Annotated in this window: 15 protein-coding genes; 6 read left to right on the top strand and 9 right to left on the bottom strand. The window is 71.7% G+C overall.

Annotation, left to right across the window (positions count from 1 at the left end):
- Window positions 1–165 precede the first annotated feature (165 nt).
- Entirely contained in the window at window positions 166–4,200 is a 4,035-nt protein-coding gene (locus tag ACIBBA_RS09415) for a discoidin domain-containing protein (protein ID WP_396695435.1), read from the bottom strand.
- A gap of 193 nt (window positions 4,201–4,393) precedes the next feature.
- On the opposite strand from ACIBBA_RS09415, the gene ACIBBA_RS09410 reads away from it, so the two are divergent.
- The 3 genes from ACIBBA_RS09410 (at window position 4,394) to ACIBBA_RS09400 (ending at window position 7,135) form a co-directional block, all read left to right on the top strand.
- The gene (locus tag ACIBBA_RS09410) at window positions 4,394–5,374 is read left to right on the top strand and encodes a LacI family DNA-binding transcriptional regulator (RefSeq protein WP_396695932.1); all 981 of its coding nucleotides are present in this window, start codon (window positions 4,394–4,396) and stop codon (window positions 5,372–5,374) included.
- A 208-nt stretch (window positions 5,375–5,582) separates the two neighbouring features.
- Window positions 5,583–6,875, top strand: coding sequence for a CobW family GTP-binding protein (locus ACIBBA_RS09405; protein WP_396695433.1), 1,293 nt, complete (start codon window positions 5,583–5,585; stop codon window positions 6,873–6,875).
- Window positions 6,872–7,135: a type B 50S ribosomal protein L31 gene (locus ACIBBA_RS09400; RefSeq protein WP_396695431.1), complete on the top strand. Its 264-nt coding sequence runs from the start codon at window positions 6,872–6,874 to the stop codon at window positions 7,133–7,135. The genes ACIBBA_RS09405 and ACIBBA_RS09400 overlap by 4 nt, the downstream gene beginning before the upstream one ends.
- 56 nt (window positions 7,136–7,191) lie before the next feature.
- Here ACIBBA_RS09400 and ACIBBA_RS09395 read toward each other — a convergent pair whose 3' ends face one another.
- The gene (locus ACIBBA_RS09395; RefSeq protein ID WP_396695429.1) at window positions 7,192–7,899 is read right to left on the bottom strand and encodes an SDR family oxidoreductase; all 708 of its coding nucleotides are present in this window, start codon (window positions 7,897–7,899) and stop codon (window positions 7,192–7,194) included.
- Window positions 7,900–8,006: 107 nt separating this feature from the next.
- On the opposite strand from ACIBBA_RS09395, the gene ACIBBA_RS09390 reads away from it, so the two are divergent.
- Together ACIBBA_RS09390 and ACIBBA_RS09385 are read left to right on the top strand one after the other, a co-directional pair.
- On the top strand, window positions 8,007–8,384 hold the full coding sequence (locus tag ACIBBA_RS09390; protein ID WP_396695427.1) for a MerR family transcriptional regulator: 378 nt from the start codon (window positions 8,007–8,009) through the stop codon (window positions 8,382–8,384).
- A gap of 92 nt (window positions 8,385–8,476) precedes the next feature.
- Window positions 8,477–9,838 (top strand): serine hydrolase domain-containing protein, encoded by a 1,362-nt coding sequence (locus tag ACIBBA_RS09385; protein ID WP_396695424.1) that lies wholly within the window; start codon window positions 8,477–8,479, stop codon window positions 9,836–9,838.
- Window positions 9,839–9,926: 88 nt separating this feature from the next.
- Here the strand turns inward: ACIBBA_RS09385 and ACIBBA_RS09380 are convergent, their stop codons facing one another.
- From ACIBBA_RS09380 to ACIBBA_RS09350, 7 genes are all read right to left on the bottom strand, one after another.
- The gene (locus ACIBBA_RS09380) at window positions 9,927–11,003 is read right to left on the bottom strand and encodes a glycoside hydrolase family 19 protein (RefSeq protein ID WP_396695422.1); all 1,077 of its coding nucleotides are present in this window, start codon (window positions 11,001–11,003) and stop codon (window positions 9,927–9,929) included.
- 142 nt (window positions 11,004–11,145) lie between these two features.
- The gene (gene pdxY, locus ACIBBA_RS09375) at window positions 11,146–11,997 is read right to left on the bottom strand and encodes a pyridoxal kinase PdxY (RefSeq protein WP_396695420.1); all 852 of its coding nucleotides are present in this window, start codon (window positions 11,995–11,997) and stop codon (window positions 11,146–11,148) included.
- Window positions 11,998–12,072: 75 nt separating this feature from the next.
- A complete protein-coding gene (locus tag ACIBBA_RS09370) occupies window positions 12,073–13,956 on the bottom strand; it encodes a potassium transporter Kup (protein WP_396695418.1) in 1,884 nt (627 codons plus the stop codon).
- Between the two features lie 200 nt (window positions 13,957–14,156).
- The gene (locus tag ACIBBA_RS09365) at window positions 14,157–15,311 is read right to left on the bottom strand and encodes a low temperature requirement protein A (RefSeq protein ID WP_396695417.1); all 1,155 of its coding nucleotides are present in this window, start codon (window positions 15,309–15,311) and stop codon (window positions 14,157–14,159) included.
- 118 nt (window positions 15,312–15,429) lie between these two features.
- The gene (locus ACIBBA_RS09360) at window positions 15,430–17,253 is read right to left on the bottom strand and encodes a serine hydrolase (protein ID WP_396695415.1); all 1,824 of its coding nucleotides are present in this window, start codon (window positions 17,251–17,253) and stop codon (window positions 15,430–15,432) included.
- Between the two features lie 10 nt (window positions 17,254–17,263).
- A complete protein-coding gene (locus ACIBBA_RS09355; protein ID WP_396695413.1) occupies window positions 17,264–18,571 on the bottom strand; it encodes an exo-beta-N-acetylmuramidase NamZ domain-containing protein in 1,308 nt (435 codons plus the stop codon).
- A 10-nt stretch (window positions 18,572–18,581) separates the two neighbouring features.
- Window positions 18,582–20,399, bottom strand: coding sequence for a glycoside hydrolase family 3 protein (locus ACIBBA_RS09350; RefSeq protein WP_396695411.1), 1,818 nt, complete (start codon window positions 20,397–20,399; stop codon window positions 18,582–18,584).
- A 220-nt stretch (window positions 20,400–20,619) separates the two neighbouring features.
- Between ACIBBA_RS09350 and ACIBBA_RS09345 the strand changes: the two genes are divergently transcribed.
- Complete coding sequence (locus ACIBBA_RS09345; RefSeq protein WP_396695409.1) at window positions 20,620–21,087, top strand: hypothetical protein; 468 nt, start codon at window positions 20,620–20,622, stop codon at window positions 21,085–21,087.
- Window positions 21,088–21,191: the final 104 nt, after the last annotated feature.

Below are 21,191 nucleotides of genomic sequence, written 5' to 3'. Positions count from 1 at the left end.
CCAGCACCTGCCCACAAACCTCGCCCCGTTGGGCCCCCCCCCCCGCGCCCCCCGCGGGCCCCCCCCCCCCCCCCCCCCCGCCTCGACCATGTCCAGCCCCGCCGAGGCAGGGCGCCCGCCGGCTGCCCGAAGGCGTGCCTTGCGCAGCCGGCGGCTGACGTACTCCTAGTCGCCGGCCGTGTTGTAGGCCCGCGCCGTCACCCGGGCCTGGCGCGGCAGCTGCCGACCCGCGGGCCAGGAGATCTGCACCCGACGCGTCTCGCCCGGCAGCAGCCAGAAGTAGTTGTCCTCGTATCGGGCGGGCAGGACCCGGTTGCCGTGGGCATCGTCGACGCTCAGCCGAACCAGCGCCGCGACCACTCCCCCCTGGTTGCGGACCGTCGTGGTGACGGTGGTCCGACCGCCGGCGGTACGTGCGCCACTGGTCGTGGTCGACAGTCGGGTTCGCGGCAGGTCGTTGAGCGCCCGCATCTCCTCGGCCTGTCCGTACCGCCAGTAGGTGTTCTCGGCGAGCAGCCGGTCGCGGCTGTCCCGCAGCTCGAGCCGGACCAGGTGCAGCCCCGCGCCGTCCGGGGCGGCCAACGCGAAGACCGGCGCGGTGGCCGACGGCCCGACGTCCACCCGCTGCCGCTGGGGCGTACCCAGCAACCGGCCGCGCAGGTCGTAGCGGCGGGCGGTGACGGTGGCGCCGGTGACCGCCGCGGCGGTGTGGTTGACCGCCCGGACCTGCCAGGTGCCGGGATCGGCCTGCACGTGCAGCGGTTCGCAGCCCTTGCGGGCGCCGAAGTAGGCGCCGTTCACGTCGAGGTCGTAGTCGTACGTCTGCCAGACCGTGCTGTGCCACGCCGGGTGCGACATCCACAACAGCAGGCCGGTGGCGTCCTGCCACAGGTTGGCGTTCCACGCCTCGAACATGGCGCGGTGGCTCTCGTAGTTGACGAACTGCGCCCGGATGGCGAACTCCTCCAACGAGCCGGACTCGCCGAGCCGCGCGTCGATCGCGGCCTGGTACGTGCCGACGCGCTGATTGCCGATGGTCGACCAGTCGTGGTAGTTCCACACCTCGCCGATCGGCCATTCGGGCGCGTCACCGACGAGGTTGCGCATGCTCTCGACGACCGGGATCACGGGCATGCCGATCTCGGTGTGGAACCCGAACGCGCCGGTGTCGTACGTGTTGCGGTTGTTGTACGTCGCCGGATCGACCCAGTGGTAGGGGCCGTGGCCGCTGACGATGCCGCCGGCGGAGTTGGGAATGTAGAGGATCTCCGGGTGCTCGGTGGCGGCCGCGTGCTTGAGTCCGGCGTCGACGATCGGCGGCGGGTCACCCTCGTTGGCGCCGCACCACACCACGATGCTCGGGTGGTGCCGGAACCGCCGGATCGTGTCGGCGGCGATGTCGACGTAGCCGGGCGGGTTGGGCAGGAACTGCCCCGCCTGCCAGAAGTCGTTCCACACCAGGATGCCCTGCTCGTCACAGGCCTGGTAGAGCTCCTCACGGTTGCTGCTGCCGAGCCAGTTGCGGATCATCGTGAAGTTCATGTCACGGTGCATCTCGACGGTGTCGGCGAGCCGGTCGGGCAGCACCCGGCGCAGCAGCTCGTCCCAGCCCCAGTTGCCGCCCCGGGCGAACACCGGCACACCGTTCACGCTGATCTTCAGCTGGGTGACCGCGTTGCTGACCGACTTGACGTCGGTCCACTGCTGCCCGTCATCGGAGACCTGGATGACGAAGTCCCGGGCGTACGCCTGTTCCCAGACGATGGTGACCTGGTCGAAGCTGACCGGCGCGCCGAGGTCGACCTGGATCCACTGGTTGTCCTCGAACTTCGAGGACCACCGGGTCCGCGGGTTGCCGTCGACGGCCCGCTCCGGCCCGTTCGAGTCGCTGTCGGAGGACGAGGCGGTGGCGGTGGCGTGCAGGGCCAGGTCAACATCTGGCTCGGCCTGCCGCTGCACGGACAGCGCCCACATGGAGACACCCCACGAGGTCACCCGGGCGCCCGTCTGAACGCGCAGGTGTCGGGCGGTCTGCGCGGGGAAGGTCTCGACCTGGGTGGCCCGGCTGCCGAGCGGCGTCTCGTTGCTGACCGACTTGACGTCGCTCCAGCCGTCGCCGTCGTCGGAGACCTGGATGCGGTAGTCGAGCGCGTACGCCTGCTCCCAGACCACGGTGACCCGGTCGAAGTCGACAGCCGCGCCGAGGTCGACCTGGATCCACTGGTTGTCCTCGGACTTCGAGGCCCAGCGGGTTCCGGGGTCGCCGTCGACGACGTTGCCGGCCACGTTGGTGTCGTTCTCCGCCGACGACGCGGTGGCGTCCTGGCGCAGGGCCAGGTCCGGACCGGCGCCGTCGGCCACCGACAGCGACCACATCGAGATGCCCCACCCGGTGGCGCGTTGGCCGGCCTGGATGCGAACGTGCCGCGCGTGCTGCCGGTCGAACGTGACCGTCTGGGTCGCGGCGCCGCCGACGAACTCCAGCGGCGGCGCGGCGGGCGGCGAGATCACCACCGGCTGGTGCCAGTCGTAGCCGAACTCGCGGATGCCGAAGCGGAGTTTCCGCCGGTCGCTGACCTCACGGCGGACGGTGGCGGTGAGCTTCAGGTCGTACAGGTGGGGCTCGCCGTAACCGTTGGGCCACCAGAGTCGGGGGTTCGCCAGGCGCAGCGCGCGGAAGCGCTCCGGCGCGAAGGTCACCGTGGTGTGCCCGCCGGCGGGCACCGTCACCGTCGACTCGACCCTGACCTTGTCGAACTCCGCCCGGACGGTGACCGTGGTCGCGGTGTCCGCCGCGTTGCGCACCGGTACGGCGATGGTGATCTCGGCGGTGTCGGTGTCCGGCAGCTTCGGCAGCGCGGTCGTGACGTGCGGGTCGCCGATCACCACCGCGCCGGTGCTGCGCAACCGGACGTGGTCCCAGATGCCGCTGACCCGGTCACGGACGGCCGGCATCCAGTCCCATCCCGACACCGCCAGGTAGGTCGGGGCGTCGAGGTAGTGGTGGGCCGACTGGAGGAAGGTGCGCCCGTCAGGGCCCTTGTCGCCGGGGGTGCCCGGGTGCGGCATCGGGGTGACCCGGACGGCGAGGACGTGCTCGCCGCGACGACCGGCCACGGCGTCGGTGATGTCGAAGGCCGCCCGGGCGAACGGGTGCGCCACGCTGCCCACCTGCACACCGTTGACCCAGGCGGTGGCCTCGTGGTTGATCCCGTCGAACTCGAGCCAGACCCGCCGGCCGGGTGACGTGTCGAGCCCGCGGGGCAGCCGCAGCGCCCGCCGGTACCACCAGGCGTGCCGGGACAGCGCCTCCGGGATGCGCAGGTTGTTGAAGCCGGAGACCGGGTCGGGCAGGTGCCCCTGCTCGACGAGCGTCCCCAGCACCGTGCCGGGTACGGTCGCCGGCAGCCAGGACCGGACGTCGACCCCGCCGGTGGAGAGCGTGGCGCCGTCGGCGCCGCCGGCGAAGTCGTCGATGGTCAACGACCAGCCGGATTCCAGTGGCACCGTGCCGTCGGCGGCCACGGTGAGCTCCGGCGCCGGCCTGGTGTTGCCGCCCTCCCAGCTGGTCCAGCCCCGGGCCGACGGCCGCTGCTGGAGGGCGGTGCCGTAGACCTGGAAGCCGTTGAGGCCGACCGGGTTGCTGTTCGAGCGCTCGGTGGCGGTCATCCGGATCCACCGCGCGGTGACCGGCTCCGGCAGCTTGATGGCCTGGACGCCGCCCTGCCCGTCGGCGGTCTCGTACACCGGTCGCCAGGCCCGGCCGTCGGCGGAGACCTCGATCCGGTACGCGGTCGCCGCGCTGGAGAGGATCTCGTCGCCGTCGGTGTCGGTGTAGTTGCCGTCGAACGGCCCGTCGGCGAGGGTGGCCTCGAAGACCAGGGTGACGGCCTCGATGCGACATGGGGCCTGCAGGTCCACCGAAATCCACTGCGGATCGCCGGGCGCGGCCCGCCAACCGCTGCCGCGCACCCCTACCTGGGGCAGCCCGTCCACGGCGAAGGACGCGGGTGTCGGGGCGTAGTCCGTCGAGGAGACCGCCACCGGTCGGTACCGGGCGAGATCGGTGGCTGGCGGCGTCGCGGGCGCGGCCGCCGCGACGGCCGCATCCGGCAGGACGGCGGTCACGCCGAACGACGCGAGCAGGGTGGCTCCGGCCGACATGAACGTACGCCGCGACACGGATGGTGATTCGGACACTGGTTCCCTCCCAGGACCTGGCAACGTTGTCAGATCGTCGCGGGATGTGTCATGGGTGTCAAGACTTCGTGTCTGACGTAAATCACCCGCGTTTCCTCACCTTTCCGGCAGCCACGTGAGTCAAGGAGGGCGGCGTGACCGGCGGTATGGTTCTCGCGTGACCAGCGCCCCCGGCCGCGCGAAGCGGCCCACCATGGTGGACGTGGCGGCGCGGGCCGGGGTGAGCCTGAAGACCGTCTCGCGGGTCGTGAACAACGCCCCCTACGTGCAGCGGGAGCTGGCGGAGCGGGTGCTGGCGGCCGCTACCGAGCTGGGCTTTCGCCGCAACCACCTGGCCAGCTCGCTGCGCTCCGGCCGGACCACGGCGACGATCGGGCTGCTGATCGAGGACATCGCCAATCCGTTCTACGCCACCATCGCCGGCGCCGCCGCCGAGGTGGCCCGCCAGCACGACACGATGCTGATCATTGCCAGTTCGGAGGAGGAGCCGGAGCGGGAACGGGAGCTGTTGTCCGATCTCTGCGCCCGCCGGGTCGACGGCCTCCTCGTGGTCCCGGCCGGCGACGACCACTCGTTCCTCCGGGCCGAGGTGGAGCTCGGCATCCCGGTGGTCTTCCTCGACCGGCCGGCGGGCGGGCTGCCCGCCGACACCGTCCTGCTGGACAACCGGGGCGGCGCCCGCAGCGGGGTCGCCACGCTGATCGAGGCGGGGCACCGCCGGGTCGCCATCCTCTTCGACTCGACCAGCGTCTACACGATGCGCGAGCGACTCGCCGGCGCCCGGGAAGCGCTGGCCGCGGCCGGCGCCACGGCGGACGACGACCGGCTGGTCCGGGGCGGCGTGCGCGACCCGGAGACGGCAGCCCGGGTGGTGGGCGAGCTGCTCGACCAGCCCGATCCGCCGACCGCCTTCTTCAGCCTCAACAACCGGATCACGCTCGGCGCTGTGGAGGAACTCCACCGGCGCGGCAGCGATGCCGCCCTGCTCGGCTTCGACGACTTCGACGTGGCCCGTCTGCTGCCGTACCCGCTCACCGTGATCGCGTACGACACCCGCAAGCTGGCACGCACCGCCGCCGAGCTGCTGTTCGGTCGGATCGAGGGCGACCGTTGCGCGCCACGTAGCCTGCTGATCCCCACCGAACTGGTCGCCCGGGGTCTGCCCACCAGCTGAGCCGGCGCCCGTCGCCGCCATCTGCCCGGTCCATCCCGCTTTCGCCCGTCGGGCTTGCCGAAGCTCGGCTTCGCGCCCGTGCCGTCACCACGTCTGGACACCGGGCGCCACCACGTCAGGGTGCGCTGAACCGCCGACAACCCCCTTCACCTCTCCGCCAAACCTCTGCTTAGAATGACAATCGTTTTCAAGTAGAGAGGACTGAGATGTGACGTCACCAGTCGCACCCCTCGACGCCGCCGCCTCGGCGGCCGACACCCGCCCCTCGCTGACCGTGCTCAGCGGCTTCTGGCCGACGGCGACGTACGCCATCGCCCGTACCCTCCTCGCCGCGGACCCGTCCCTGCTGCTGGTGCGGCACGACCTCACCGACGTCCGCCAGGGCGGCGTGCACCGGGTGGTACGCGACGGGGCGGGCATCCTGGAGGACGAACGGATCACCCTGGCCCACGGCTGCGTCTCCTGCACCCTGCGCGAGGACGTGCTGCCCACCCTGGCCCGGCTGGCCCGCACCCACCCCGACCGGGACCTGGTGCTGATGCTGCCCGAGGTGGTCGAACCGGAGGCGGTCGCTGCCGCCTGCGCCCACTGCCTCGTCAACGGGGCGCCGATCACCGATGCGCTGCACATCAACTCGTACGTCACCGTGGTCGACGCCGAGCACCTGCTCGACGGCCTCGCCAGCACCGACGACCTGAAGACCCTGGGCATCCACGCCGCCGACGACGATCACCGGGCCCTGGCGGACGTCGTGGTCCGACAGATCGAGTACGCCGACACGCTCGTCCTGTGGGGACGGTCCCGCGAGGGGGCGTACGACGACAGCCGGCTGTCGGTGCTGCTGCAGCGATTGGCTCCGTGGGCGACCCAGGTACGCGTCGACGGGGACCTCGTCGACGCCGACGAGCTGACCCGCCAGCTGCGCGACACCCGCCGCCACCGGCCGGAGACACCCGCGGTGCTGGCCCGGGGCCTGGAGGGTCACACCCTCGGGGTGCACGAACCGCACTCCGACTGCGCGGTGGTCTCCGCGGTCTTCCGCGCCCGCCGACCGTTCCACCCCCGGCGACTGCACGACGTGCTCGAGGACGTCAACGCCGAGGTCGTACGATCCCGCGGTCACCTCTGGCTGGCCAGCCAACCCGACGCGGTGCTCGCCTGGGAGTTCGCCGGCGGGGGCCTCACCATCGGGTCCTTCGGCCGCTGGCTGGTCGCCCTGCCCGACGCGTACTGGGACGAGGCGTCCGACCACCGGCGGCTCGCCGCGGCGCTGGACTGGGATCCCTACTACGGCGACCGGCACCAGCACCTGGTCTTCATCGGCCTGGACCTCGACCCGGTGGACCTGCACCGCACCCTGACCGCCTGCCTGCTCAGCGACGCCGAACTCGCCGATGGTGAGGACGTCTGGCGGACCTACGACGACCCGTTCGCCGGCTGCTTCCCGCTCGCCGACCTCATTCCCGGCCGCACCGACAACCCTGGAGACCTCGCCGCATGAAACCCGGAATCCACCCCCGCTACCAGCCGGTCGTGTTCCGCGACCGCGCCGCCGACTTCGCCTTCCTCACCCGCTCCACCGCCACCAGCGACCAGCGCGTCGAGTGGAGCGACGGCAACACCTACCCCGTCATCGACGTGCAGATCTCCGCTGCCAGCCACCCGTTCTGGACCGGCCGGCAGCGGCTGCTCGACACCGCGGGGCGGGTGGAGAAGTTCCGCGCTAAGTACGCCCGACGCGGGCCGCGGCAGCCCGGCTGAACGCACGGCGACGGCGTGACAGAGCGGCGGCCCCGGCACCGTGCCGGGGCCGCCCGTCAGCCGGCCGCGGGAATCGCGTAGAAGGCGCTGGGGTCCGCGGCGAGCGAGGCCTTGACCTGGGCGCTCCACTCGTCGGCGACGACCTCCAGCTTGCCGGCCTCGACACCGTCGAGGGCGAGTCGGGCCACCACCGCGGGGTCGATCTTGTCGCCCTCGAAGTCGGCCGACATGTCGGTGTCGGCGAGACCCAGATGCAGGCCGGTCACCAGGGTGCCCTGTGCGGCCAGTTCGAGTCGGATGCCGTTGGTCAGGCTCCAGCCGGCCGCCTTGCCCACGCCGTACGCGTTGGCCCCGTCGTAGGAGAACCAGGACATCGCGGAGAGCACGTTGAGGATCGCCCCACCACCGTTGCCCGCCAGCACCGGCGCGAAGGCCCGCGCCATGCCGAGCGGACCGTAGAGGTGGGTCTCCAGCTCCAACCGAATCCGGTTCAGGTCCCCGTCGATCAGGTTCGTCCAGGTGTTGATGCCCGCGTTGTTGATGAGCAGGTTGACGTCGGGCGCCGCCACGGCGGCCGCCTCGACGGACCGCGGGTCGGTGACGTCCAGGCGCAGCCGCTCGACGCCGGGGAGGTCGATCCGCTCCGGATCGCGCGCCGTGGCGTAGACCTTCGCCGCACCCCGCTCGAGCAGTTCCCGGGTGAAGTGCCGGCCGAGGCCACGGTTGGCGCCCGTCACGAGCGCTACCGAACCAGAGATCCGCATGACTACCTCCAAGGCTTGGGTTCCGGTACGCGAGCTACGCTAAAACCTCACGTGGACGTGAGATGCAAGTCGTGTGTGGCCGGCGTCACGAGCCAGGAGGAGGAACTGTGCGGATCGGTGATCTCGCCGCGGAGACCGGCGTGTCCGTACGCGCGCTGCGCTATTACGAGGAGCAGTCCCTGCTGATCCCGGCGCGCACCAGCGGCGGCCAGCGCCACTACCCGGACAGCGCGGTCGACCGGGTGCGCCTGATCCAGACGCTGTACGCCGCCGGCCTGCCCAGCAGGACCATCCTCGACCTGCTGCCCTGCGTCGACGCGAAGGTGAACACCCCACAGTCCCGCGCTCTGCTGCGCGCGGAACGCGACCGCATCGAGCACCAGATCAGCCAGCTCACCGAGGCCAGAGACCGACTGAACGCGGTCATCGTCTTCAGCGAGAGCCCGGCCAGCGGCTGCACCCGGACGGACGCCACCGCGCCGTAGCCGACGCGAAGCGCCACCCGATGCGTAGCCGGGGCAGCGCCGCTCGCTCGCCGTACTGGCGTGGCACATCGTCCGCTGTCATCATCACCGGCATGCCCGTTGCCCGTCGTACGCTGCTCGGTGCCGGCCTGGCCGCCGCGACCACCGCGGTCACGGGCTGCGGCGGCAACGACGAGCCCGGCCCGGGTCAACCCCGTGGCGCGGTCGCCGCGACCGATGCCGCCGGGAACAGGGTCGGGTTCGGCTCGGCCCGGAGCAGCCCACCGGGCACTCCCGCCACCGGCGGCGACACCGCGCCGGCGAACCAGGCCCGCTACGCCCCGGACGTGACCGCCCTGCTCCGGCGGCACCTGCCCGCCACACCGCAGACCCTCCGGCACCGCGGCTTCCCCGGCGCGGTCGCCCTCGTCCTGGTCGACGGCAGGACGACGGTGCACACCGCGGTCGGGGAGGCGCTGCGCTACGCGGCCGGCCCGAAGCTCCTCGCGACGAGACAGCGCGTCCCGATGCGCCCGGACTCCATCTTCGACCTCGCCTCGGTCACCAAGGTCTACACCGCCATCCTGCTGCTGCAGCAGGTCGACAAGGGGCGCGTCGAACTCGACGCCGCGGTCCGGAACTACTTGCCCGGCTTCACCGGCGCCGGCAAGGACCGGGTCACCGTCGAGATGCTGCTCACCCACACCAGCGCCCTTCCGGTGGGCGCCAAGGTCACCGGTCTGGCCGACAACACGGCCCGCTGGAACGCCGTGCTCGCCACCCCGCTGGTCTCCGGCGCGACGCCGGGACGCACGTTCCGCTACTCCAGCGTCGGGCTCATGGTCGCCGGCAGGATCGTCGAGAAGGTCACCGGCCAACGCCTCGACCGCGCCCTCAAGGCCAACCTCACCGGACCACTCGGCCTTCGGAACACCGGCTTCAACCCCGACACCTGGCTGTCGACCAGCGCCAAGGCCACCCGCCTGGTCGGCACCGACGCCCGGTCCTCCCGGGGTCTTCTCCGCGGCACCGTCCACGACGACGTCGCCAACCACCTCGGCGGTGTCGCCGGGCACGCCGGCGTCTTCGCCTCCGCCGCCGACCTCGCCGTCATCGGGCAACTCCTCCTCGACGGCGGCACCTACCAGGGCACGCGCGTCCTCGCCGCCAGCACCGTCCGGCGGATGCTGACCAACCACAACGCCGGCAAACCCGCCGTCGACCCCGAGCGCCCCAACCGCACGTCCGCCCACGGCCTCGGCGTCGTCCTCGACCAACCCTGGTTCATGGGCCGGCTCGCCTCCCCCCGCGCCTTCGGCCACACCGGCTTCGCCGGCCCGTCCCTGCTGGTCGACGCCGAGCGCAAGCTCGTCCTCGCCCTGCTCACCAACCGAGCCCACCCGAACTGGAGTTGGGCGGACCCCGATCCGGTACGCGCCGCCGTCGGCGACCTGCTCGCCAGAGCCGTCAGCTGAATCAGCACCGGCCAGCACGGCAGGCCGGCCCTGCCCGCTCGCCGGGCCTCGCCACCCTGCCTGACGGGTGCCGAGGCCCGGTCGCGGATCAGCAGTAGAGGTTGGCTCCGGCGGCGACGCCGAGGATGCCGACGAACTGCTGGTACTTGGTGACGCGGCTCTGCACCTGCGCGGGGTTGCCGCCGTTGCACTCGATCGAGCCGTTGATGCTGCGGATGGTCTCGCCGAACCCGGCGCCGGTGACCATCGCGTTGTGGGCGGTCATGGTGCCGGGGCCGTTCTGGGTCATCCAGTACCAGATGGCGGTCTTCCAGGCCACCGCGGCGTCGTTCTGCACCAACCACGGGTTGGTCAGCAGGGGCAGCCCGAGGGCGTTCCCAGCGGCGTTGTAGTTGAAGTTCCAGCTCAGCTGGATCGGCCCGCGACCGTAGTAGGCGGCCTGGCCGGCGGGGCAGCCGTAGGGCTGACCGGGGTCGCAGTAGTGCGGATAGTTCGCGGTGTTCTGCTCCACGATGTGGACGAGCCCGCCGGTCTCGTGGTGCACGTTCGCCAGGAAGGCCGCCGCCTCCTGTCGTTGCACCGTGGCGCTGCCGGTCCTGGTGAACGCCGAGTAGGCACTGAGCGCGGTGACCAGCCCGGAGTACGTGTAGAAGGAATTGCGGCCCGGGAACATCTGGTTGAACTGCGCCTCGCTGACCACGAAGCCACCGGGGTTGGTGGGCGGGGTGGTCGGCGGCTGGGTCCCACAGCTGAAGGGCTCCCAGTACCAGGTGCTGATGACGGGGTCGTAGCCGGGATTGTCGTGCTCGGCGATGTAGTACTGGCCGTTGGTGTATCGCACGATGGCCCCGGCGGTGTACCAGGTGCCGGCGACCCAGTTCGGGTGGTTGCAGGTTCCCCCGGGCGGCGGCGTGCTGCCGCCTCCGCAGGCCCCGAGGTCCTGCCAGACGCCGGTGGTGCCCGGCGGCGCCTCGTTCTGCGTCCACCACTTGGCCTGGTAGTTGCGGCCGTTGTGGGAGACCTGGACGCCTCCCGTGTAGACGGCCGACGACTGCCACGGCGCCGCGCAGGCCGCGGCCGATGCCGGGGTCGACGGGATGATCGCCACCAGTGCGCCGGCGACGACCAACGCCGCAAGCGCGACCAGGGCGCGCAGTCTCGACATGTGATCACTCCTTCCTGGGAACACCACGGCCGACGGCCTGGGGTTACATCGACAGGAGTGACTGTAACATCTTCTGTTCACAATCCTTACTATTGGCTCGGCGGTGAATCCCCTCGCGCCTCGGCGGCCATCGCGGCGTCGGTCAGCGCAGCCGCCGGGCGGTGAACCTGGCCGGCGGATCGGCGATCGCGTCCTGGGCGGCGACCAGCTGGATCTCCCGGGTGCCCGCCGCGAGGGTCGCCTCGAGAACGGCGAAGACCGAGGCGATGGTGCGTTCCAGCGCCGTCGCGGGTGAGCCCGTCGTCCACAGATGCGCGAGGTACAGCGCCGCGGTGACGTCGCCGCCGCCGTTCGGGTTGATCGGCAGCAGCGGCGTGGTCACCGCCCAGGCACCCTCGTCCGAGACGGCCACGACCTCCAGCGACCCCGTGGGCACGTCGTCGTGGAGCACGCTGGTGACCAGGGCGTGCCGCGGTCCCGTCGCGCGCACCACGTCGACCGCCGCCAGCACCTCCGTCAGGGAGTTGGTTTTACGACCGGCGAGGAAGTCCAGCTCGAAGTGGTTCGGGGTGATGATGTCCGCGCGCGGGACGACGACGTCGCGCAGGTACTCCGGGATACCGGGCCGGACGAACATCCCGCGTCCGACGTCGCCCATCACCGGGTCGCAGCAGTACACCGCGTCCGGGTTGGCGGCCTTGACCTTGTCCACCGCGTCGAGGATCACCGCGCCCATCGTCGGGTCACCCTGGTAGCCCGACAACACCGCGTCGGCGCTGCCGAGCACTCCGCGATCGGCGATGCCCGCGATGACTTCGGCCACGTCGTCCGGCGCCAGCAACGGCCCGCGCCACGCGCCGTACCCGGTGTGGTTGGAGAAGTGGACCGTCAGCACCGGCCAGACCTCGTGGCCGAGGCGCTGGAGGGGGAAGGTGGCCGCGGAGTTCCCGACGTGGCCGTAGGCGACCGAGGACTGGATGGACAGGATCTTCACCAGCCCATTCTGGCGGTTCCCGCAGGCGCCACCCCTACCACCTGCCACTTCTGTCGGATGACCCACTTCGGGCACCTAGATCTCGATGCGCGAGCCCATGATGACCGTTCGTTCCCGCGGTAGGCAGAAGTGCTCGGCCGCGTCGGCGGTGATGTAGGAGGTGGCGATGAAGAGCCGCTTGCGCCAGGGCGCCATCGTCGGACTGTTTCCGGCCCGAAGCTCGATCTTCGACAGAAAGTAGGACGCCTCCTCCAGCTGGAGTTGCCCCTCCGTGGCGGCCGGGTCGAGGGTCCGCAGCAGCTCGGGCACGTCCGGGGACTCCATGTAACCGAACCGGGCCGTGACGTGGGTGATCCCGTCGTCGGCGTAGCCGAGGTCGTCAACGGTGATCCGCCGATCCGCAGGAACACGGGGCACCGGTTCGGTCTCGATGGCGAGGATCAGGACGTGCTCGTGGCGCACGTGGTTGTGCTCGACGTTGGCCCGCATCGCCAACGGCGCGGTCTGCTTGCCCCGGTTGAGGAAGACGGCGGTGCCCGGGGCGCGCAGGGTCGAGGACCTGCTGTCACGCAACTCCTCGACGAAGTCGCGGAGCGATCCCTCGCTGCGTTGGCGATCCTCGGTGACGATCGCGCGGCCCCGCTGCCAGGTGGTCATGATGGTGAACGCCGTGAGGCCGATGAGCAGCGGCAACCACGCGCCGTGCAGCAGCTTGGTGACGTTGGCGCCGACGAACAGCAGGTCCACCGCCAGCAGCGGGATGGCGCCGAGGCCCAGCAACCACAGCGGGACGTTCCATCGCCAACGGCCGACGTAGAAGAAGAGCAGTGTGGTGATGGTGATGGTGCCGGTCACCGCCATACCGAACGCGAAGGCCAGTGCTGTCGAGCTGCGGAACGCGAACACCAGGGTCAGCACGGAGACCAGCAGCAGCCAGTTGATCCACGGGACGTAGATCTGACCGACCGTGGACTGCGAGGTGTGGGTGATGCGCAGCCGGGGCAGATAGCCGAGCTCAGCCGCCTGCGACGCGACGGAGTACGCCCCGGTGATCACCGCCTGGGAGGCGATCACCGTGGCGGCGGTGGCCAACAGCACCAGCGGCAGCCGCCCCCAGCCCGGCACGAGCAGGAAGAACGGGCTGCTGATGTTTCCCGGATCGGCCAGGATCAGCGCGCCCTGACCGAGGTAGCTCAGCACGCACGCGGGGAACACCAGCGACAGCCACGCCCGGGTGATCGATCGGCGGCCGAAGTGCCCCATGTCCGCGTACAACGCCTCGGCGCCGGTGACCGCGAGCACGATCGCGGCCAGGGCGAAGAACGCGATGCCGAAATGGCCGGCGAGGAAACTCAGCGCGTACGTCGGCGACAGCGCCTTGAGGATGGCCGGGTTCTCGGCGATGCCGGCGATACCGGCGATGCCGATGGTCACGAACCAGAGCATCATCACCGGCCCGAACAGGCGGCCGATGGCTGCGGTACCGCGCCGCTGCACCAGGAACAGCGCGATGATGATCACCGCGGTGATCGGTATGACCAGCTCCTGCAGCGAGGGCTCGACGACCTTGATGCCCTCGATCGCGGACAGCACCGAGATCGCCGGGGTGATCATGCTGTCGCCGAAGAACAGCGCGGCACCGAAGATGCCCAGCCCGGCCAGTACGGGGGCGGCCCGCTGGCCGCTGCGGGCGTTCAACCTCCGCAGCAGCGTGATGAGGGCCATGACGCCGCCCTCGCCGTCGTTGTCGGCGCGCATCGCGAGCAGCACGTAGGTGACGGTGACGATGATCATCACCGACCAGAACACCAGGGACACGACCCCGAACACGTTCTCGGTACTGACCGGGACGGGATGCGGATCGCCCGGGTTGAACACGGTCTGCAGGGTGTAGATGGGGCTGGTGCCGATGTCACCGAACACCACCCCGAGCGCACCGACCACCACCGCGAGGCGCACCGTCTCACGTGGAAGCGGGGCGCGGGGCCGCAACGACCGTGATGCCGGTCCCCGAACCGGTCTACCCGGTTGCTGCCCTTCGCTCACGGCGATCCTCCCCGCGCCGGCCACCAGCCGCCGCGTGTCCCACCCGTCCTGGGTCGGCTCGACATGCGGACATTACCGGCAGAAACGCGCAATAGGGGGCCGGTCGCGGCGATTCATGCCTGCTTCGCGTCGGCAGACGTCCCGGCCGGACGGGTCCGGTCCACCGCCAGCATCGCGGCGACCAGTGCGGCCACCGCGGCCAGTTGCAGCCCGGCGTTCACCGCCACGCCGACCGGCACGGTGGCGAGCACGACGGCGGCGGTGACCAGCCTGCTCCACGGCTCGGCGGCGTGCAGTGCGTGCCGGCTCACGGCGATGCCGACGAGATAGACGGCGACGCCACCGGCCAGCGCCAGGGCCGGCTGCCACGCGACCCGCTCCCCCGGGTGGGCCACCGCGGCGTGCACGCCGGCGGCAGCGACCACGATGCCGAGCAGCAACGGGACGTGCGCAAAGCCCAACCGGAGGGCCAGCCGGGCGCGCGGCTCGTGTCGGGCGTCGGCCAGCACCTCCTCGTCGAGATCGACGTCGGCGAAGTACGTCCACCACAGGGCAGCGGGCAGAGCCAGTGCCAGCGCCACGACCGCCACCGTGCTGACGGTCGAGTGGCGGACGTTGGCGCCCATGCCGATCGCCACGACCGACTCGCCGAGCGCGATGATCACCAGAAGGCCGTGCCGCTCCACGAGATGCGCCGGCGCGAGGTGGAACGAGGACGCGGCGTGCATCCACGAGATCCGGGGCACCAGGTACGGGGCGACCCACTGAAGCACGACCGCCGTCAGCCAGAGCACGTACTGGGCGGTGCCGGAAAGGACGCCGCCGGCGAGCACCAGCAGGGCGGCACCGATGTTGTACGGCGCCAGCCACCGCACCACCCGTCCGACGTCGGCCTGCGCGAACAGCACCAGATGGACGATGACCGCCACCAGATAGCCCACCCCGAACGCGATGCCGGCCCCCGCGAAGGCCTCCGGCACGGCGACCGCGGCGGTCAGGAATCCCACCATCGCCACGAAGAGCAGCAGCTTCTGCGGGGCGGACCGGGGTGGCACGTGATTGGGCAGCCACACGTAACCGCCGAACATCCACCACAGGATTCCGAACAGCAGCAGGACGTGACCGACGCCGACCACCGACAGGTCGTGCTCCAGGATCCGGGTGAGCTGGATCAGCGTGAAGATGAAGACGAGGTCGAAGAAGATCTCCACCGGGGTCACCCGGCCGGCCGGAACACGGGCGACATCCCGCCAACGCGAGGCTGCCATGACCACCGAGCCTACGGCGAGGGGCGCGTCCGAACGGGGCGAGGCACGCGGGCACCCGAACCAATCCTCACCCGGCCGGACCGCCCGGCGGGGAGCCAGTTGATCAGGGCGGACGCGGTCAGGTACGCGCGGGCGACCAGCCGTCGGTGACCAGTCGAGCGGCGTCCGCGCCGCCCTCGCCGTGGAAGAGCAACCCGTTCCGGTCCACCGCGACGATCCGGTCGACGTAGACCCCACGGCCCTGACCCGAGCCGTCGGTCGTGCTGCTGAAGCGCAGATGGCTCGCCTGGTCGGGCAGCGCCACCGAGACCTGCCACCAGTCTCGCCCGCCGTAGCCGGTCACCGTGCCGTCGGCGGTCCACCGTCGGTGGCCGTGGCGCAGCAGCATCCGGGCCGGGGCCCAGGTCTCACCCCCATCGGTGGAGACCTCGAACCGCGCGCTGTCGTAGCGCGGCTCGGTGTCGTACCAGAGAAGGAAGCTTGCCGTGCCGCCCCGCGCCGCTCTCCGCAGCGGGGCGGTGAGCGTGGCGGTCACGCGGTCGCCCGGGTCCGCCCGCCACGCGCTGTCCGAGCGGGGTCGCACCGGCATCGCCTCGGCGAGATCGCGCGCGACCGCGCTCCGGGCGACGTTGTTGCTGCCCCAGCCGCGATCGGGATGCACCCGGTTGCTGAGCAGGATGACGAACGAGTGCGAGAGCGGATCGACGACGAGGGACGTGCCGGTGAAGCCGGTATGCCCGAACGTCACCGGTGAGGAGAGCCCCATCATGTACCAGTGCTTGTTGAGCTCGAAGCCGAGTCCCCGGTCGCTCTCGGGGTAGGCCGACTCCAGCGGCGCGTTGTAGTTGACCAACATCTCCCGCACCGTCTGCGCCCGCAGGATCCGTCGCCCGCGATACTCGCCGCCGTTGAGCAGTGACTGGCAGAGGCGGGCCAGGTCGGCCGCGGTGGAGAAGACGCCGGCGTGCCCGGCCACTCCCCCGAGCGACCAGGCGTTCTCGTCGTGCACCTCGCCCCAGACCATGCCGCGCCCGGCATACGGCTGGTACTCGGTGGCGGCGATCCGTGACCGCAGCTCCGGCCCCGGGTTGTAGCCGGTGTCGACCATGCCCAGCGGCCCGGTGACACCGTCACGGACCAGCGCGGCGAGCGGCCGGCCGGCCACCCGTTCCACCAGCACGCCCAGCGCGATCAGCCCGAGGTCGGAGTAGACGTACCGGCTGCCGGGCGTCGCACCGGCCGCGAGGGGCGTGGCGAGCGCTGCGGCGAACCGGGCCTCCGGCGTCGGGTACCGGCTCCATAGCGCCGTGAAGGAGGGCAGGCCCGAGGTGTGGGTAAGCAGCATCCGGACGGTGACCGACTCCTTGCCGCCGGCCGCGAACTCCGGAACGTACCGGGCGACCGGCGCGTCCAGGGCCACCCGCCCCCGCTCGACCTGCTGGAGAAGGACGATCGTGGTGAACAGCTTCGACACCGATGCCAGGTCGAAGATGGTGTCGGGCCGCATCGGCAGCTGCTGGTCGGCGGGGAGTTCCACGCCAACCAGCTCGGGGGGCGGCCCGACGGAGGCGTAGCGCACCGCGGCGCCCACGGCGGTGTGCTGGACCACCACGCCGTCCTTGGCCACCAGCGCCACCGCGCCCGCGTACGTGGGGTGCCCGGGGTGGTCCGGCGTCGGCTGGAGGTAGGCCGCCAGGTCTGCCGGGATGCGATCGACCTGCTCCGGGAGAAGGCCGACCTCGCGGGCCTCGCCGGGACGCAGCGTGTCGTGCCGGAAGCGGAGGTCGGCGGGGGTGACCGCCGGCGGTCCGGATCCGGCCGGTGGCGGCGCGGCGACGGCCGCCCCAGCCGGCGCGGACGTACCCAGGACCAGCACGGCCAGGCCGATCGCGAGCGGGCGACGGGCGACGGTGTGGAGCAGGCGACGCGACGACGTGGTCAAGGCGCACTCCTCAGTAGAGCAGGTAGGGCTTGCGCAACCGGTTGAAGGCGGCCAGTTCGTCGGCCCAGGCGCCGACGACGTCGTCCACGTCGGCGCCGGCGTCGATCTGGGTACGCAGCCGGGGTGAGCCGGTGAGCTTGTCGATCCAGTACGGGCGGACGGTGTCCCAGGAGTCGCGTCGCCAGGCGAACGCCGGATACTTGTGCGCCTCGACCAGCATCGCCACGCCGGTACGGATCGGGTCGTACACGGCCCGGTCGACGACCTTGACCTCCACGCCGGCGCAGAGCTTGTTGAGCAGGTCCGGCTTCTGCCCGGCCGAGGTGGGCGAGAAGTACGCCTCGCGGAACTCGACGCCGGGCAGGTCGCGGGCGTTGAGCCGGTCGCTCCAGTGGTGGTCGAAGTCGGCCGCCAGCCCGCCGATCAGCTCGAACGGACGGCAGGTGCCCCGTCCCTCGGTCATCGACGCGACGCCCTCGAAGAGGCCGGTGCCCGGATAGACCAGCGCGGTGTCCGGGGTGGGCATGTTCGGGCTGGGCATCACCCACGGCACGTCGGTGTCGGCGCCGAGGTCGTCGCGCCGCCAGTGCCGGCACCGCACCACGTCCAGCTCGACCGGCCGCCCCGCCTCCACCGGCAGGAACGTGCCGTTGAAGAACCGGGCCAGCTCCCCGACGGTCATGCCGTGCTGCTGGACGATCTCTTTCAGGCCCACCCCGGAGGTGTACGGGGAGGTCATCATCGGCCCGCGGGCCCGCCCACCGATCGGGTTGGGTCGGTCCAGCACGACGTAGCGCTTGCCGACCCGGGCCGCGGCGACCATCGAGGTGTACATGGTCCAGATGTAGGTGTAGAAGCGGACGCCGACGTCCTGGATGTCGAAGACGACGGTGTCCACCCCGGCCTCGGTGTACATGCTCTCCCACCGGGCCAGCGAGGCGCCGTAGGCGTCGTAGACCGGGATGCCGGTGCGCGCGTCGACGCCGGTGCCCTCGCTCCCGCCGGCCTGCGCCGAGCCGCGGAAGCCGTGCTCGGGACCGAACGCCGCGGCCAACCGCACCCGGCCCGAGCCGTGCATCAGGTCGACGAGGTGCCGGTAGGCCGCGTCGACGCCGGTCGGGTTGGAGACGACGCCGACCCGCTCGCCGGCCAGCTCGGCGAACCCGGAGGCCACCAGCCGGTCGAGGCCGGTCTGGACCCGCCGGACGCCGGGGTCGGCCGCCGCGGGGGTCAGCGCCGCGCCGACGCCGAGTGCCCCGGCGCCGGCGCCGAGCGCGCCGGTGCCGACCGCGCCGGCCAGGAAATTCCTCCGCTGCATGGGTTGCCTCCTACCAGGTCAGGCCGTGGCCGTAGGGGTAGAGCACGGTGCCCGCGCCCTCGGCCGTGGGGATCGTGACGGGCAGCCGGCCCCGGGGGGACAGCTCTCCGTGCAGCGCGCGCACGAGGGCGTCCATCGCCGCCCGGGTGTACGAGTAGGTCGCGAGGTAGGTGCGCACGCCGGGCAGGTACGCGATGTCGTACGGGTCCCGGACGGCCACCACCACCACGGGCTTTCCGGAGCCGAGCAGCGCCGCGACGAGCCGGCGCTGCGTGGCACGCGGGTCGGTGACGGTGGTGTCCCACGCCTTGTTCACCAGCACCACGGTGAGGTCGTGCTCGGCGGCCTGGGTGGCGGTCGCGGCGATCACCGCGTCGGAGGGCAGGGTCGCCGGCCGGGCGGTGGCCCGGGCGCCTCGGGCGTTGAACCCGTCGGCGATCGTCGCGACCGGGGCGAAGGCGGCGCTGTCCCAGCCGGTGACCAGCACGGACCGGTCGGCGCGGGGCAGCGGCAGCAGCCCGGCGTCGTTGCGCACGGCGGTGAGCGTCGGGTCGGTGACCCGGGCGACGGCGGCGAGGTGCTCGGCCGCGCCGACGGTGCGTACCGCCTCGTCGACGTCGACCAGCGGTGAGCGGGCCAGCCCCTGGCGGTACTTCAGGCCGAGGATGCGCCGGACCGACTCGTCGATCCGCCGCTCGGTCAGCTCACCGGTGGCGACGGCCCGCAGCACCGCGTCCCGCGCCAGCGCGAGGTCCGGCGGCATCAGGAGCTGGTCGGCGCCGGCCTTCAGCGCGAGCACCGGCACCCGCTCGTCGCCGTATTTCTCGCGCACCCCGGCCATGTTCAGCGCGTCGGTGACGATGACCCCCCGGAAGCCGAGCTCACCGCGCAGCACGCCGGTGAGGATCCTCGGCGACAGCGTGGCGGGATCGCCGGAGGGGTCGAGCGCGGGGACCACGATGTGCGCGGTCATGATCGATTCGACGCCGGCGCGGATCGCCCGCCGGAACGGCGGCGCGTCGATCCGGTCCCACTCCGCCCGGCTGTGGTCGATCACCGGCAGACCGGTGTGGCTGTCGGTGGCCGTGTCGCCGTGGCCGGGGAAGTGCTTCGCCACCGCGCTCGTGCCGGCGCCGTCCTGGAAGCCGGTGACCTGCGCGGCCGTCAGGTCCGCCACCAGCGAGGGGTCGGCGCCGAAGGACCGCACGCCGATCACCGGGTTGCCGGGGTCGACGTTGACGTCGGCGATCGGCGCGTACGGCTGATGCACGCCGACCGCGCGCAGCTCGCGCCCGGTTACCGTCGCCGCCGTCCGGGCGGCGTGGGGCGATCGCCCGGCACCCAGCGCCATCGCACCGGGGAACTGCGCGGCGGGGGCGGGCATCCGCAGCACCACGCCCTGCTCCTGGTCGGTGGAGATGAGCAGGGGCACCCGGCCCTTCGCGCCGTCGCCGACGGCGGCGCGCTGCAGGCCGTTGGAGAGGGTGGCGATCTGCCGGGGGTCGTCCAGGTTGTGCGACCAGGAGAAGTAGCAGACGCCCCCGAGGTGGAACCGGTCAACCACCTCGGCCGGCGTCTCGACACCGAACGCCGCCCGGTTCGCGGCGCGGTCGGCGGCCGTGGGCTCGGTGGCGTCACCGCCGTAGACGTAGGTGGCGAAGAGCTGGCCGACCTTCTGCTCCAGGCTCATGTGTCGCAGGGTGGACGTGACCCAGCCATGTTCGCCGGCCCGGCCTGCCGGCGCGGCGGCGCCGAGGGCGGGAGGCGGCGCGAGGCCGGCCGTCAGGGTGGCCACCAGAGCGGTCGCGGCGACGAGACGGGTACGCATAGACGGCCACCTCTCAGTCCGATGACTGAAACTTAGCTACATGCCTATGGATCGTCAAGAAGGTTAGCTACAGAAATGCGGCCAGGATTCGAACTGGTTCGAATCAGTTGGGCGGCGGACGTGGACAGCTGTCGACTGTGCCGGTCCCGAGCCGCCGCGGACCACCGGGTGACTGTTCCCCCACTCGCCGCCGCGCGGCACCGAGAGAACGGAGGCACCCTTGACCACTTCGCGATCGCGCATCCTGGCGATGCTCGCCGCGCTCGTGCTCTTCACCACCGCGAGCGCGTTTCTCGCCAGCCCGCCGGCGCGGGCCGCCACCGGCACCTGTTCGGGCTCCAAGGTCGGTGGCTTCGATCTCTACGGAGACGTGGCCATCAACGGCTCGACGAGGTACGGCTACGTCGAGGTCTACTACGGCGGCGGATACAACTGCGCGCGCACCGTGTCGAGTGCGAACACCTGGGGCGTCAGCAAGGTCATGTCCGTCGAGCTGTGGGTCTGTTCGTCCGGCACCAGCAACTGCCGGTTGCTGTCGGCGGACGACCGGGACCACGGCACCTACCGGTACTACGCCGGCCCGGTGACCGCCTACGCCAGCGGAAAATGCATCTGGGTCATCGGCAACATCTACTACCCGCCGACGGACTCCAACGCGGGGAACAACAAGTCGGGTTGGTGCGGCTGACGTTCCACGTCGCGCCGCTGCGTCGGGGGGGGGGGGGGGGGGCGGCCCCCCCCCCCCCCCCCGCCCCCCCCGCCCCCCCCCGGGGGGGGGCGGGCGGGTCCCCC

Source organism: Micromonospora sp. NPDC051006, assembly GCF_044456245.1.
Classification (GTDB): Bacteria; Actinomycetota; Actinomycetes; order Mycobacteriales; family Micromonosporaceae; genus Micromonospora.
The sequence above is the reverse complement of the archived record's forward strand: the minus strand, read 5'-3'. Positions and strand labels throughout refer to the sequence as shown.

What these genes read in the sequence shown, in the direction of transcription:
- ACIBBA_RS09380 (WP_396695422.1), bottom strand. Translation starts at nt 11,003, where the DNA reads ATGTCGAGACTGCGCGCCCTGGTCGCGCTTGCGGCGTTGGTCGTCGCC.
- ACIBBA_RS09350 (WP_396695411.1), bottom strand. Translation starts at nt 20,399, where the DNA reads ATGCGTACCCGTCTCGTCGCCGCGACCGCTCTGGTGGCCACCCTGACG.
- ACIBBA_RS09410 (WP_396695932.1), top strand. Translation starts at nt 4,394, where the DNA reads ATGGTGGACGTGGCGGCGCGGGCCGGGGTGAGCCTGAAGACCGTCTCG.
- ACIBBA_RS09400 (WP_396695431.1), top strand. Translation starts at nt 6,872, where the DNA reads ATGAAACCCGGAATCCACCCCCGCTACCAGCCGGTCGTGTTCCGCGAC.
- ACIBBA_RS09365 (WP_396695417.1), bottom strand. Translation starts at nt 15,311, where the DNA reads ATGGCAGCCTCGCGTTGGCGGGATGTCGCCCGTGTTCCGGCCGGCCGG.
- ACIBBA_RS09385 (WP_396695424.1), top strand. Translation starts at nt 8,477, where the DNA reads ATGCCCGTTGCCCGTCGTACGCTGCTCGGTGCCGGCCTGGCCGCCGCG.
- ACIBBA_RS09355 (WP_396695413.1), bottom strand. Translation starts at nt 18,571, where the DNA reads ATGCAGCGGAGGAATTTCCTGGCCGGCGCGGTCGGCACCGGCGCGCTC.
- ACIBBA_RS09395 (WP_396695429.1), bottom strand. Translation starts at nt 7,899, where the DNA reads ATGCGGATCTCTGGTTCGGTAGCGCTCGTGACGGGCGCCAACCGTGGC.